The following is a 13,548-nucleotide window of genomic DNA, read 5'->3' as shown; positions in this document are numbered from 1 at the left end:
TTTTTACACACTCTGGGCCAACAACTGCCGCTCGGGAACGTCTCCTAGAGCAGAGACAGCTCGCCCATCGCGAAACCATCGGCCGCAGCCGGCATCAGCAAGTACAGGCTGCCAAAGAACAACAATTGTCAGGTGAGGTGCAGCCCTCCCGACACCCCCATACGCTTCATCGCAACCGAAAAGGCCCCATAACCGGAGCCGGCCACGAAGGCGAGCGCAGCACCTTGCAGGGTAAAGCCCTGCTGCAGGTCGCCGCCGAAAATCACCGAGATCCCAGCGATAGCCAGGGCGGCACCAACGGTGGCGTTCGCGGTGATGGCATCCTTGAGGAAAATCCGCCCCAGAATGATTGAGGAAATTGAGGCACTGGCCATCAGCACCACCACACCTGCCGCAGCGTAGTGTCGATAGGCGGACGTTTCGAAATGGAACAGCACAAAGATGCCAAGGAATGCGCAGATAGCCGCCTGTGTCCATTTCGTCGACGCCGCCGGGCGCTTGAGGAAAAACAATAAGATCGAGAGAAGCACACAACCAAGTACGGTCTTGATGACAGCGACACTGCTAGCGGTGAAACCATTACTCATGAGCACTTTGCTGAGGACACCGATTGTTGCGTTCAGTGCCGCAGCGGAGAGTGTAAATATGACGCCTTTGCTGAAAGTAGATTGCATTGATGACGATCCCTGTCGCTGAATGGTCGCTCGATAGAATGCCGCCCTACATCGGCGGCGCAAGGTTTGAGGATACGAAGATCCCATCAATTCCAGTATTTATTGTGGCTTAATCGTTGGATAGCCCAGCAGGATGCTATTCGCCTTCTTGTCACCGCCAAGGGAGAAGTCAGCGGGCCTTGCTCTTGGTTATGTAATACGAGTTGACGAACATTGCCGTGTGCTGCAAAGACTGACGTATATCCGGTTTGGCTATTTCATGCCTGTTGGCAAATTGCTCGACCGCCGCTGTATCAAAACGAGTGGTCTGGATAAAGTCCAAGGCCTCAGGTTTTGTATTCAAAAACCGTGCGATGGGAGGAATGCTCAGTAGCCACTTCAGCAAACGGAGTGAAATGTGATGCTTGGGAGGCTTTAAGCCCAAAGGTTCTGCCACCTGTATCAGGAGTTCTCGCAAGTTGGGCGTTTGGTCATCAAGCGCCAGCAGTTCCTGGCCCACCATGGCAGGATCAAAAGCACAAACTGCCACCAGCTCAACCAGGTAGTCCACGGTGACCAGTGGCAGCCAGTGCTCGGCGGTACCGGGCACCGCAGTAAGCTTTCCCTGCACAAGGTTGCGTATCAACTCCACCAACGGCTGACTTTCAACGATATGCCCGGTACGGCTGTGGCCACAAACCGTCGCGGGGTGAACAACAGTCATCTCCCCGCCCTTGGCGGACATAATCTCTAGAGTCGCAAAGTGCGCCTCCAGCTTACTCCCCTCGTAACCGCCGACATGCCGGTAAACGGCAGGCCAATTCGTCCGCTCCGGATAACGAGGATCAATTCCGATACGTTGCAGATGTTCATGATTTTTCAGCATGTAGCCGCCGATCATCATTAACCGACTTTTTTGCTCAGCCGCCAGCAGCGCCACGCGCTTTGCCCCTTCTACGTTCACCGCACGAGACTGCTCCACTGACAGCCCCCAAGCGAAGTGCGCGCCCAGGTGGAATATAACGCTGGCGCGCCTTAGCACTTCTCGGTCAGTAAGATTCAGCCCGAGGTTGTCCCGCTCCAGATCACCAGCTAGGGCAAACACCCGGGTCGCGCACCCTCCCAAACTATCGATTTGCTCGCGCAACGCAGCTAGTCGCTCCGGGCGACGCATCAACACCCAAACGGTGTGACCTTTAGCACTCAGGTACGCCACCAAATGTTGACCGACGAAGCCAGTCCCGCCTGTGACAAAGCACTCCACGCTCATTTCCCTGTTCCTTGTTGAAGGTGAGAAATAAAGCGTAAACTATCGACCTAACTCTATAGTCAAGCGGTGTTTTTATGAAAATCGGCGAACTCGAAGCCCGCAGCGGCGCCAGCCGCCATACCCTGCGCTACTACGAGCAAATCGGCCTGATCTCACCGGTGCGGCAAACCAACAACTATCGCGTTTATACCGAGCAAACTCTGCAGGATCTGGACTTTATCCAGCGCGCGCAAAGCATGGGTTTTTCTCTGGGGGAAATAGGCGAGATTCTGGATGCGCAGCGTAACAAGCTGATCGATTGTGCTGACGGCGCGAAGCTTATTGAAGAGAAGATGGCAGAAATCAAACAGAAAATCGCCAACCTCCAAAGCATTTATCGATACCTGGATGAAGAGCGTGCAACCCTCGAAGCCAGTGCTGCCAAGCAACTTGAGCTTCAGCAGCTGAGCAACTCTTCCAACTGAACTATCAGCATCGGGGAAACGGAAGCTGCGGCCCGCCTCCATTTTCAAACCCATCGCTTACGTATTTTCTAGAGTCTTGTAGCCAGCCCCTGGACGGTAAACTGAATCGCCCCGGATTCTCTAGACACCTTGCAAGCTCATTGGACTGCCCCCGACACCGTAGACATCTCCAGCCTATGCTTGGACTGCCCCGGCTTTCGCAATGCGGGTTGGCCGCACTGAATTTTAACACTCCCTATCCAGAGCAGTTTGTTGACTGGCACGCCGCTTAAAGCAGCGAGGAGCGGTTTTCAAGGCGGTTGCAACGGTCAGCTAAGCCGGCACGGGACACGTGCGACTGACCGCTATCGCCCCATGACGCCCCTTCATGAGGCCAACAAACAGCCAGAAGCGGACGTCAAAAACAGTTAACCAGATATGCTCCTTTAGCGCTCCAAGCAAGTTTCAGGCATGAAGAAAAGCTGTCGAAAGGCAGCTTGCTACCCTTAATTGGCTCACGTTTCGTAAGCAATGGCGTAGCTGCTACCGGAGCGCTTGATATGAGCAAAGCCAAGCGAGCCCAAGTGCATGCCAGCAACCATCAAGTTGTCTGAACTAGCAACATCCAGCAATCTCGTTCGCGTGGCCGCCGATAGCAGCGGGTCTTGGTCGAAAGCAATCGTGACATCAGGGCGCCCAATCTGAATCTGAGGAAAGTGAACGATATCGCCCCACACCAGCAGGCTGCCCACCCCGGATTCGAAACAGTATCCGCAGTGCCCGACGGTATGCCCAGGCAACGGCATCGCGCTGATGCCTGGCAATACGTCATTGCCGGTGAACGGGCGCAGATTTTTCCGGTACCGCTCGAACACCCTTCGTGCAAACAGAAAGTTTCCGCGGGCACGTTCACTGGCCTGGCCAAGATGGCCATCATCCTCCCAGAACATTAGCTCTCGCTCGTGCACAACCAACTCAGCATTGACGAATGCCATTTCTCCCACTGCGCTTAACAAGCCACCGATGTGGTCGGGGTGTGCGTGGGTCAGCAGAATCGTGTCTATTTCGCCGGGCTTCACGCCAGCCAATGCAAGATTGGCCGGTAACTCGCCGCCCCATTGTTTGAAGCCACCGGCCCCGGCGTCGATCAGAATCGTGCGGCCACGCCCACGTACCAGATAACAATTGATATGGATTGAGGCTGGGTTGCTGATCCCGGCGGCTAACTGAAGTCGGGCCGCCTCCATTGGCGTGATGTTGGCTAGAAAATCCAGGCTAGCACCCAAGTAGCCGTCGCTGATGGCGGTGATTGAATAATCGCCAATGTGCTGGCTGGGGAGTATCCCGCTATGTATGTCCAGGCTACTCATGACAGTAACTCCACAGTCATTGCACGATATACATTCAGTCCCGGCAGATCGATGGCCCTGGCCTGAGCGTCATCCAGTTTGGCCAGCCAGCGGTGCGCTGGGGTGCTGTCCAAAGCAACGGCGTGTAGCGCTATAGGTGTAAGGCCTAACTCAATCAGTGGTTGAGGGCCTTGTTCACTGACCAACAGGAATTCGCCCGCGCCCACGGCAACTGCCCGGTCCAGGCCAGCGTAAAGGTTGCGTCTCCAATCAGTGATGTGCGGCTGCCAACGGGAAAAGTTGCCGCCCCCTTTTTCGCGGTACTCGTCGCTCTGCAATACGGCAAGCGTGTCGACTGAATGTAGGGCCAAGTAGGCCGGACAATCGCCGCTCAAAGCTTTGAATCGCTGCGAGGAGCCAAATCCGCTCACCGAGATCAACGCGGGCAGTTTTTCCTGGCTGTAAAACGCATTCCACTCGGCTTCGCTGGCGGGATCAGCGTAGTTGCATTCGACTGTGTAAATCATCATGGCACTTCATTGATTGATGTTTCATCATGCTAGCGTCACACCAAGCAGCCATAAAACGACTTCTCGGCACCCATCAGTGACTAAACATCAAGGTTGTTGCTTTGATTTGAACCAGGAAAGCCCATGCGTCGAAAGCTCCCTAGTAACGCTGCCCTGATAGCCTTTGAAACAGCAGCCCGCCATGGCAGTTTTGCCCGTGCCGCAAACGAATTGGCCTTGACCGAAGGTGCCATCAGTCGGCAGATAGGCCGCCTGGAAGCCTTTCTCGGCGTCACGCTATTCGAGCGCGTTGGTAACCGCGTACGGCTCTTACCTAATGGTGAGCGCTACGCTGCCCAAGTGCGCGAACTACTCGACCGACTCGACAGGGATAGCCAGTATTTGATGGGGCAGCCCAGCGACGGCGCAAGCCTTGATATCGCCGTCAGCCCAACCTTTGCCCTGCGCTGGCTAATTCCCAGGCTGTCTGGCTTTGGCGAGCAACACCCGAATATCTGCGTGCACCTATCGGAACGTATGGAGCCATTCGTGCTTGCCGGTAGTGGCTTCGATGCCGCCATCCATTTTGAGCACCCGGCCTGGACAGGCATGCACACGCACCGCCTGTTGAACGAAGTGTTAATTCCGGTTTGCCACCCTTCCCTACTGAACCCCGGCGAGCAGACAACGAGTCTGGATTCACTGCCGCGATTACACCGACGACAGAACCCGGATGCGTGGCAGCGCTATGCCCAGGAAACCGGGATTGTCCTGAGCAACGCAGCGATGGGCGCGCGCTACGATTTGCACGCGATGTTGATCGAGGCGGCACTGGCGGGGCTCGGCGTGGCACTCGCACCGCGTCTGTACGTGGAAGCAGAATTGGCGCAAGGCCGGCTGGTTGCGCCATGGCCCCAGGAGAAGAATATCGCCAAGACGTTTTGCCTCGTGTTACCCGAACCCCTTGAGCTAAGCCGCGCGCCCATCCAGGCATTTGCGCATTGGCTGTTGGAGGAAGCGCAGGTGAAGTAGGGGCATGCCGTGGTGCCCGTGCCGGATCGGTTTCGTAGGCCACACGAATGCTAATCCCCCAGGGTAAACGTGTCGGTGCGCGACCGGTTATTCAGTGGGTAAGTGATGAAAATGTTGCGGCTGCTTTTGGCCGCTACCTGCTAGACAAGACTGGCCGCTATGGGATCGGTTGCCGACTGGTATCACAATCATCACCGGCCTCTAATCGTTCGCAGTTGCGGAACATTTGCTGAAAATGGCGGAACACTTCACTTTCCAGCAAGCAATAAGAAACCCCGTAGATCGTTGATCTACGGGGCTTTCAAGGGTGGAGGCCGAGGTCGGAATCGAACCGGCGCAGGTGGATTTGCAATCCAAGAACATTTTCAGTAATTACAGTTACTTAGCTTATTTTTGTTTCCGCAATTTCAATTTTTTAGCAGACCTACAGCCAAGGCGGGCCAAGGGTCGCAATTCAAGTTGCGGAACGTATTTCCCCATCCCGCCTCTGGCTCCCGATCAGAGCACCGGTCCGATAGGCTCAGGAGTTACATCACTATTTCAGGTGGAGTAGCCTAGGTTGATATCGGCCAGAAGCAGTCGTTCACAGGAGGCAGCTAACGACCCAAGGCGGACAGCTCTGAGAGGCAGCTCTTGGTAAGCGTCCGGCCAACGCACCTTACATTGCTTAACGGAGTAACCATCCAGCGAAAGCACGAGGTGCGCTGAGAAAGGTCTGTGATGCGTACTGACACGGTCAACTGTGGAGTAGCTGAACTTCTCAGGGTAAGGTACGGGCTTCACGCTCGGGCTTTTAAGGATTCCCCAAGCATGAGCAAGGATCACCTTACAAGGAATAGTCAGTGTACCCACCCGCGTTTCCCCATGACCCAATTACTCCTATTTTCCACAACGTGTATCTAGTCCATGGCAGCATCAGGATCGGCCCTGGAATGCGCATGAACCGAAACATGGTAATTATCAAAAGTGGTGATGAGCTGACCCTCATCAACCCGGTGCGTCTGTGCGATACCGCGCTTAGTCAGTTGGAAGAGTTAGGTAACGTTCGCCATGTCCTGCGTCTCGGTGATTTTCATGGTCTAGACGACCGGTTTTACGTTGACCGATATCACGCAGAGTTTTGGTGCCAAGCTAGACCTGAGACCTACAAACTGCCTATTGGCACCCATGTGATCAGCGCCGGAACGACGCCTCCGATGCCTGACGCAGAGTTCTTTGTATATGAAGCGGCCAAGTACCCTGAGGCGTGCCTTTTGCTGAGGAACCTGAAACTGCTCATCGCTACGGATAGCGTGCAGTATTGGGCAGAGTGGAGTTACACGACCTTCCTTACTAGATGCGTGCTTCAAGTGATGGGGTTCAAGCTGACGTTACTGATTGGCGGCCCATGGCTGAAACGCGTCACGCCGAAAGGAGGCAGCCTTGTTGCCGACTTCCAGAGGCTTCTGAGGCTAGGCTTCGACCATGTTTTAGGCGCTCACGGCCAGCTCCTGCATGACGCGGCCAAGCCGATGCTTGAAGCGGCGATTGCTAAGGCTTTGCCAGAAAGCAAACGGTAATCCTCCTTCGATAAGCGCTCGTCCTCTGCTCGACGCGACTCACGCCGGCCTCCACCGATGTGGCAGCAAATGCTCGATCTCAATTGCGAGCTGCGTCGGTAGACGGGTTAGAGCGTCCTTCAGATAAGCATACGGATCATGCCCGTTCATGCGGGCAGACTGGATCAAGCTCATAATCGCCGCCGCCCGCTTTCCGCTGCCTAACGATCAAGCAAACAACCAGTTCGAGCGTCCAAGCGCCCACGGCCGGATCTGATTCTCTACCTGGTTGTTGTCTATGGGCACAGCCCCGTCGTCCAGGCAGCGTGTCAGCGCTACCCAGCGTTTACAAGGCCTTGGCCGTTGCCGAGCCGTTGGGCACAAGATCACGTTGAGCCAGCATTCACTCATGCAAAGTTTTGATGATCGGTGCTGCCTTTTCCTGGCGTATCCGCCAACGATCGTCATCACTCATGTTTCGCGCCAGGCGTTCAACTTCGTACAAGCCGCCAATCGAGTACAGTGCCTGTTCGGCCAGATGACTTTTTGGACGGAGGGATATTTCAGCACAGGTCAGATGGCCTGTGCTGACTTGATCGGAGAATCCCTAGCGGTCCGTGCTCGGACCGCCTCTGATGGACTGATTTAGCGGATCGCCACAATATAGTGCGACACGGGACTGTCTTCTCGTGTGAGTCAGACCACGAAACGCGTGACCAACTGATTGAGGCTGATCGCCAACTGCGACACCTCACCGCAAGCGCTCGCTGTCTGGCTCGCCCCAGCAGCACTTTGCGAAGCCAGATCACGAATACGCAACAGGTTCTGGTCCACTTCACGCGCAACATGAGACTGCTCTTCCGAGGCCGTCGCGATCTGAAGGTTACGTTCATTGATCTGCGTGATCGCAGTGGCGATCTGATCCAGGGAGCTGCTCGCCTCCTGGGCGACATCCAGGGACTGGTTGGCCAGATCACGACTGGTGGTCATCGCCTGCACGGCATTCTCGGAATCCGTCTGGATCGCCGCAATCATCTGCTCGATCTCTTGCGTCGACATCTGGGTCCGATGCGCCAACGCCCTGACCTCATCTGCAACCACTGCAAAACCACGCCCCTGCTCACCCGCCCGGGCCGCTTCGATTGCAGCGTTCAGCGCCAGCAGGTTGGTTTGTTCCGCAATGCCCCGGATAACCTCCACGACCTTGGAGATATCTTGCGCACGGTTCGACAGCCCCTGGATCTGTTCGCTGGTCTGCTCCACGTTACCGCTCAGCCGCTGGATCGACTTCAAAGTCTGCGCCACGCGCTCCAGGCCAGTCTCGGTGAAACCCCGGGTACGCTTGGAGTCTTGCGATGCAGACTCGGCATTGCGCGCGACTTCATCCACGGCTGCACTCATCTCCGTGACCGCCGTCGCCGCCTGGTTGACTTCATCATTCTGGGAAACGAGACCGCGGCTGGATTCCTCCGTGACCGCCGTCATTTCCTCGGCTGCCGAGGCCAGTTGGGTGGAGGAGTCGGAGATCTGGACAATGGTATTGCGCAGGTTCTGTTGCATCTGCGCCAGAGCCTTGAGCAGCCTACCGGCTTCGTCAGTGCCGTTGACCTCGACGGCCTTCGACAGGTCGCTGCTGGCGATTCGCTCGGCGACAGACAAGGCGTCACTGATTGGCCCGGTAATGCTCTTCGTCAGAAGGAACGCGAGACCGATGGTCAACAGCACCACAGCGGCGATGATGCCGGCAACAAGCCACAGGCCTGACGAATAGATGTCGGCCGCCGTTTCACCGGCCTCTGCCGCGCCCTTGTTGTTGAACTCGGTGAGGTCATTGATCTGCTCTTCCATCTTGTTGGTGAGCGGGCGAATACCCGTGGCGATCAGATTGACTGCAGCCGGGATGTCGCCAGCCCTCATCAAGGGCTCCAGCAGGTCCAATTGTTTTGTGTAGGCGTCCGCGCTGCCCTTTACAGCGTTGAAGAAGGAGCGCTCCCGGTCGCTGGCAATGAGCGGCTCATAATTCGCTACGGCATCGGTGAATGCCTTGCGGTACCCAGGAAAGCTTTCGATGGTTCTCTGGACGCTTTGCGGATCCGCCAGCCCTCGCTGGGTTTCCAGCCTCAGGCGAAGCACTGCAACATTCATCATCGCGGTCTGGCGAATACTGGCCATCCAGTTCTGCTCGACGTCCTTTTCGATATCACGCAGCTTGCCCATCTGAAGCACTGCGAAAGCACCGAGCACAACGACGAGCGCAACGATCAGGGAGAAGAACAGCGCAGCTCGTGGCGCCAGGTTGAGGTTTCTAAAATGCACGGGGCGGACTCCAGAGAGGATTAGGGCGGATAGCCTGACTATGCTATCGGCTCAGTCCACTAAAATATGAAATGCCCGACGAGGTTTTCCAAAGAAATTGCAAGCTGTGTCACCTGCTGAGCAGACAACCCTCTGGCCTTCAATCACGAGGGAACAGGTCGGAGAATTTCACCTTGATTGGAGAATCCCTAATGGCGATAGGCCCGTGGGCCCCCTCTGAGAGAAGCCCGATTCTCGTACCTCCATGATCCTAGTTACATGGGTAGCATAGGTTGTTGGCACCAAGGCCACCGCTCTGATGTCCAAAATGGTAGAAGTGAACACCCCTCTCAGAGAGAACCAGTCCCATGAACGGTGAACCAAGCATGACCAGCACCCTGGATCCGGTACCGCTTAGCGCACCTTACGCTCAGCGGCTGAGCTGCCTGCAGTTGGCGATCACGTCCGCACGTTCATCGCAGGGTGCGGGCGAAGCCTTCCAATGCCTGGCTGGCTACACAATGGCCTTAGAAGATGCTCGGGTAATAAATCCCGAGCAGGGAACGCAACTAAACACCCAGGGCCGTTTGCTACATATAGATACCCTTGAGCGATTACAGTCACAACGTACGCCACACTGGGCGGCTCTGATCATTAGGTTGAACAGTTAGGCTGTTCTGGCGATACTGTAATCCATTCAAGCTTAGGCCGATCATCGGTCGCCGCTATTGCTCGGCGATTATTTTGGACGTCGACCAATCGAGCAAACGCTGGGTAAAACCGTAGCTCGCAGCCTGGTAGTAGCTGATGGCACGCGCTACCAGCGGATCATCGAGCCCGACCGTCACCTCGTCACTGGCGCCCAGTGCGTCGTCGTGGCGGCGTAACTTTCCACGGGGGCTGAGAATCGCCAAGTCTTTGCCATCAAACAGGCCCAAGTGCTGGTAATTACCGACCAATACCCGGGGCGGCAAGGTGGACGGATGCAACAGGTCCCGCCCAAAGAAGGTCGACTCATAGCTGAGATTCAACAACCCCAACAGGGTCGGTGCCAGGTCGATCTGACTAGCCAGTTGACTGTCTTCACGCGGCGCAATCAGCTTTGGCGCATAGATGAACAGCGGGATCTGGTAGTTAACAATCGGCAGGTCCTCCTGGCCTGCGCTGCCGGCGGTGTGGTCAGCGACAAAGACAAAAATCGTCTCGTCGAACCAGGGCTTGTTGCGCGCCGCCTCAAGGAATTTGCCTATGGCATAGTCGGTGTACTTCACTGCCCCGTCACGTCCACCACCGGACGCGATATCAATCCTGCCGTCAGGATAGGTGTAGGGACGGTGGTTGGAAGTGGTCATCAATTGCAGCAGGAAAGGCTTCTGCTTGGCGAAATTATCGTCCGCCAACTTCAAAGTTTGCCCATAGAGGTCTTCATCAGCCATGCCCCAGGCATTTTTGAAGTGGATATCGGCTTCAGGAACGCTGCTTTGATCAACGACCCGGTAACCGTTGCCGCCGAAGAAGGCATTCATGTTGTCAAAGTAGCCCCGGCCGCCGTACACAAATACGCTGTCATAGCCGACATGCTTCAACTGCTGGCCTAGGCTGGCGAAACCGCTTTCACGGCCGACCCGTTTGACGATGGAGCGTCCCGGTGTGGGAGGAATTGCCAGGGTAATGGCTTCCAAACCACGATCCGTGCGAGTACCGGTGGCATAGAAGTTATTGAAGTAAAGGCTCTCTTTACGCAGCTGGTCGAGGTTTGGCGTAAGACCTCCAGCACGACCATTGCTGCCCAGGTACTTGGCGCTGAAGCTTTCGATAGTCACCAGGATAATGTTGTGTCGCTTAGGTACGCCTTCCCGAGTCACGGTACGGCGAATGTCGATGGGTTCTTTGCCAATGAACCGGACCGTACCTTCCGCCAGCTCTCCACGAATATGTTGGGCAACGTCGGCGTTGGCCAGGGTTCCGTAGAACTGCTGGTAGTCCAGTTCGTTATTGCGGAAAGCGGCAAAGAATTGATAGGGCCCGTTACTGGCCAATTCATGCTGATAGGTATTGCCGCCTTGGCCCCGCGGAGTCTCTTGGTCAACCACCAGCAGGACACCCACAGCCAAGGCGACAATAACCCCGATGCTGCTCAAGCGTTGGCGCCACGACGGTAATGGTGCGCTGATTGCACGTCCTAGTGGTTTGTGCAAGGCCACACAGAGGAGGACCGCGATTACTGCAAGAACACTGAGTAATGTGCCAATCGGGTATGACTCCAGCAGGTTGTTCAACACCTCGTCGGAATACACCAAGTAGTCCACGGCGATAAAGTTAAAGCGTACGCCGAACTCATCCCAGAACAGCCATTCTGCGACAGCGGTGAACAGCATGACGAAGACGCTCAGGGCAAACAGCCCCTGCAAGAACCAGCGATGCCCGCGAGTGCGCCATAACCCTGCCGGGCACAGCAACACATACAGGCTCATCGGCAGCACGGCATAGAGTAAAAAACTCAGGTCGTATAACAAGCCCACTCCAAAAATCGAGGAAAAGGCAGTGCCTACCTCTGAAATGTGGCTGGCCAACAACACAAGGCGGGTGACGAAAAAAAACAAAAGCCATAGACCGGCGGTCCAAAGCAGAAAACGTATCGGGGCTGAAGCAGGTGAACGCATTGAAAACTCCTTTTTGTACCCCTCCATGATTGGAAACTCGGGGTTATTGTCCTAAAAAGCTGGCCCTGATTTCACAGGCAAATCTGCTCGTGATCGGATCTTGTTAAGGGCTGTTGGAGGGTGCGGCAAAACTTACTCGACGAAACCAAAAGATTTCGTGAAAAACGAGGCCAAACAACGCATTAATCGTCATCGTTTTTGGCTGTCTGCCCCCAAATTCTTACCTGGTTGGAGAATAGCCTTTGGATTCTTAAGCGCAACAAGCGTTTAAATACAGCGGACTAGGCAGTGCCTCTCTATTCAGCTCACGAATTTTTCACAAAAAAAACGACTTATCGTCCTCAAAGCGGCTACCTTGCTATCACCTTCAGCAAGACACGGAGAGTCTTATGCAACAGAAAAATCGCATGTGCGGTACTGACCAAATCTTAATCAACATCCAGGACAGCTCCGAACTAACGTACTGGGCTGTCAAATTTGGCGTATCTAAGGATGAGATCAAAACAGCCGTAAAAGCAGCAGGGGGCTCGCTGACTGCTGTACAGAACAAACTCAAGGAGCTGCATAGAACCTAAGTAGCAATTGGGCTGACCGTTAGAGTTTTCAAATCAAGGAAGGCCAATGGCCCCCAACAATGTGCAAGATCGCGGCCTGGATAGGTTTGTGACGATGCAGGCCAGGCCGCTTCTTTTACTTCGGGGTAATCACTTCTTTGACGTAGCCCTGGCATGCCGCCAGGGCAATCAGTCCTTGGTCACCGTCGCCGACGATGGCGACAATTCGTTGAGCAGCCGCTGGGTCAAGTTCGGCTCTCGCACCTCCATGAACCACGCTGCCGGCGCTGGCGGCGGTTGACAGCCCACCGCCACCACTCGGGGCGGCGGCAAGTAGGACTGACAGCCGCACATCAGCAGTAGCCAACTGGTCACGCAGGCGAGCCTGAGAGGTTTGAGCATCACGCAGCTCCTTGTAGTGGGTTTCGTCATTCGCCTGCAGGCGATCCTCCAGCGCCCGGCGCTCGACCTGCTGGCTTTCCTGCCAGTCGATCACCGCCACCGCGGCCTGCTCGCGATCACGTCCATAGGCCTCGGCCTGCTTAGCCATTTGCTTGCCGTAGTAGTTGGCTTGCCAGGCCCAAGCCGCCCAGGCGCCCAGGGCAAACCCCAGGACCAGGGCGGCAATCAGCCCGCGCACGCCCAACACGCTCAAGGCAGCACCTTCAGCGCACGCTCATACAGCGCCTCGCGGTCGGCCAGGCCGTTGGTACCGCCGTTGATGCGCTTGGTGATGGTGAGAAAGTCGCCCTTATCAGCCTGGGTGTTCAGGCCAGCTCGATGCCAGAACCAGGCCGCCGACATCGCGGCATACACTGGGTGCTCCAACAGTTCCGGGGTGTTGAGCAGTCGAGCATCGCCAAACAGTGCTTCACTGCAGGCTTCGTAGTTGGCCCTGCCGGTGATCTGAATCAGCCCCCTGCCCCGGTACTTCTGGCCGTCGCCATCCGCCTCGGGGGTATTGCCCAGGCGCTTGGCCAAGGTCCCGGTGTCGTACTTGGCCAGGTAGTCGTGGCCACCCAGCTCGCGCACCCACTGCAACTGACCGGACTCGTGGCCGATCTGGGCGATGAAGGCCGCGATACGCAGCCGGGTGACGATGCCGTACTTGCCCATGGCCGCGTTGAGAGCAGGAACAAAACGCGGCTTTCTGGCCGCGTGGGGAGATCTCGCAGCAGCTGCTGCGCAGTGATGGTCATTGGGTCTTACTTCCAAGTGATGATGGGTTAAAGCTGCACAACC

10 protein-coding genes and 3 pseudogenes are annotated in these 13,548 nt (G+C 56.0%); 4 read left to right on the top strand and 9 right to left on the bottom strand.

The features are described 5' to 3' along the window. Positions 1-47: 47 nt before the first annotated feature. Positions 48-674: pseudogene (locus M1B34_RS32070) on the bottom strand (EamA family transporter); the annotation flags it as partial. Positions 675-843: 169 nt separating this feature from the next. Further along, positions 844-1,923, bottom strand: coding sequence for an SDR family oxidoreductase (locus M1B34_RS32065; RefSeq protein WP_268267264.1), 1,080 nt, complete (start codon positions 1,921-1,923; stop codon positions 844-846). 74 nt (positions 1,924-1,997) lie between these two features. Here M1B34_RS32065 and M1B34_RS32060 point away from each other — a divergent pair, with 74 nt between their 5' ends. Beyond that, entirely contained in the window at positions 1,998-2,387 is a 390-nt protein-coding gene (locus tag M1B34_RS32060) for a MerR family transcriptional regulator (RefSeq protein WP_268267263.1), read from the top strand. A 494-nt stretch (positions 2,388-2,881) separates the two neighbouring features. Here the strand turns inward: M1B34_RS32060 and M1B34_RS32055 are convergent, their stop codons facing one another. Together M1B34_RS32055 and M1B34_RS32050 are read right to left on the bottom strand one after the other, a co-directional pair. Then, entirely contained in the window at positions 2,882-3,736 is an 855-nt protein-coding gene (locus M1B34_RS32055; RefSeq protein WP_185039248.1) for an MBL fold metallo-hydrolase, read from the bottom strand. After that, complete coding sequence (locus M1B34_RS32050; RefSeq protein ID WP_341870565.1) at positions 3,733-4,242, bottom strand: sugar ABC transporter; 510 nt, start codon at positions 4,240-4,242, stop codon at positions 3,733-3,735. The genes M1B34_RS32055 and M1B34_RS32050 overlap by 4 nt, the downstream gene beginning before the upstream one ends. Positions 4,243-4,368: 126 nt before the next feature. On the opposite strand from M1B34_RS32050, the gene M1B34_RS32045 reads away from it, so the two are divergent. Together M1B34_RS32045 and M1B34_RS32040 are read left to right on the top strand one after the other, a co-directional pair. After that, positions 4,369-5,256: a LysR substrate-binding domain-containing protein gene (locus M1B34_RS32045; RefSeq protein ID WP_268267261.1), complete on the top strand. Its 888-nt coding sequence runs from the start codon at positions 4,369-4,371 to the stop codon at positions 5,254-5,256. A gap of 950 nt (positions 5,257-6,206) precedes the next feature. Continuing rightward, complete coding sequence (locus tag M1B34_RS32040; RefSeq protein WP_268267260.1) at positions 6,207-6,815, top strand: hypothetical protein; 609 nt, start codon at positions 6,207-6,209, stop codon at positions 6,813-6,815. Between the two features lie 39 nt (positions 6,816-6,854). On the opposite strand, the pseudogene M1B34_RS32035 reads toward M1B34_RS32040, so the two are convergent. From M1B34_RS32035 to M1B34_RS32025, 3 genes and pseudogenes are all read right to left on the bottom strand, one after another. Further along, positions 6,855-7,341, bottom strand: a pseudogene (locus M1B34_RS32035) (IS66 family transposase); the annotation flags it as partial. Between the two features lie 149 nt (positions 7,342-7,490). Further along, on the bottom strand, positions 7,491-9,071 hold the full coding sequence (locus M1B34_RS32030; RefSeq protein WP_425273563.1) for a methyl-accepting chemotaxis protein: 1,581 nt from the start codon (positions 9,069-9,071) through the stop codon (positions 7,491-7,493). A 743-nt stretch (positions 9,072-9,814) separates the two neighbouring features. Further along, positions 9,815-11,752: an LTA synthase family protein gene (locus M1B34_RS32025; RefSeq protein ID WP_268267258.1), complete on the bottom strand. Its 1,938-nt coding sequence runs from the start codon at positions 11,750-11,752 to the stop codon at positions 9,815-9,817. A gap of 389 nt (positions 11,753-12,141) precedes the next feature. Between M1B34_RS32025 and M1B34_RS32020 the strand changes: the two genes are divergently transcribed. Next, positions 12,142-12,327, top strand: a complete 186-nt coding sequence (locus M1B34_RS32020; protein ID WP_268267257.1) for a DUF3606 domain-containing protein — start codon at positions 12,142-12,144, stop codon at positions 12,325-12,327. A 115-nt stretch (positions 12,328-12,442) separates the two neighbouring features. Here the strand turns inward: M1B34_RS32020 and M1B34_RS32015 are convergent, their stop codons facing one another. Together M1B34_RS32015 and M1B34_RS32010 are read right to left on the bottom strand one after the other, a co-directional pair. Next, a complete protein-coding gene (locus tag M1B34_RS32015; RefSeq protein ID WP_268267256.1) occupies positions 12,443-12,961 on the bottom strand; it encodes a lysis system i-spanin subunit Rz in 519 nt (172 codons plus the stop codon). After that, positions 12,958-13,505 (bottom strand): annotated as a pseudogene (locus tag M1B34_RS32010) (glycoside hydrolase family 19 protein). Before M1B34_RS32010 ends, M1B34_RS32015 begins: the two are co-directional and overlap by 4 nt. Between the last annotated feature and the right edge of the window lie 43 nt (positions 13,506-13,548).

It is taken from the genome of Pseudomonas morbosilactucae, assembly GCF_023241715.1.
GTDB classification, from domain to species: Bacteria; Pseudomonadota; Gammaproteobacteria; order Pseudomonadales; family Pseudomonadaceae; genus Aquipseudomonas; species Aquipseudomonas morbosilactucae.
The sequence above is the reverse complement of the archived record's forward strand: the minus strand, read 5'-3'. Positions and strand labels throughout refer to the sequence as shown.

Excerpts from the sequence above, each read along its gene's own strand:
- M1B34_RS32055 (WP_185039248.1), bottom strand. The coding sequence starts at position 3,736 with ATGAGTAGCCTGGACATACATAGCGGGATACTCCCCAGCCAGCACATT.
- M1B34_RS32065 (WP_268267264.1), bottom strand. The coding sequence starts at position 1,923 with ATGAGCGTGGAGTGCTTTGTCACAGGCGGGACTGGCTTCGTCGGTCAA.
- M1B34_RS32050 (WP_341870565.1), bottom strand. The coding sequence starts at position 4,242 with ATGATTTACACAGTCGAATGCAACTACGCTGATCCCGCCAGCGAAGCC.
- M1B34_RS32020 (WP_268267257.1), top strand. The coding sequence starts at position 12,142 with ATGCAACAGAAAAATCGCATGTGCGGTACTGACCAAATCTTAATCAAC.
- M1B34_RS32045 (WP_268267261.1), top strand. The coding sequence starts at position 4,369 with ATGCGTCGAAAGCTCCCTAGTAACGCTGCCCTGATAGCCTTTGAAACA.
- M1B34_RS32040 (WP_268267260.1), top strand. The coding sequence starts at position 6,207 with ATGGTAATTATCAAAAGTGGTGATGAGCTGACCCTCATCAACCCGGTG.
- M1B34_RS32025 (WP_268267258.1), bottom strand. The coding sequence starts at position 11,752 with ATGCGTTCACCTGCTTCAGCCCCGATACGTTTTCTGCTTTGGACCGCC.
- M1B34_RS32060 (WP_268267263.1), top strand. The coding sequence starts at position 1,998 with ATGAAAATCGGCGAACTCGAAGCCCGCAGCGGCGCCAGCCGCCATACC.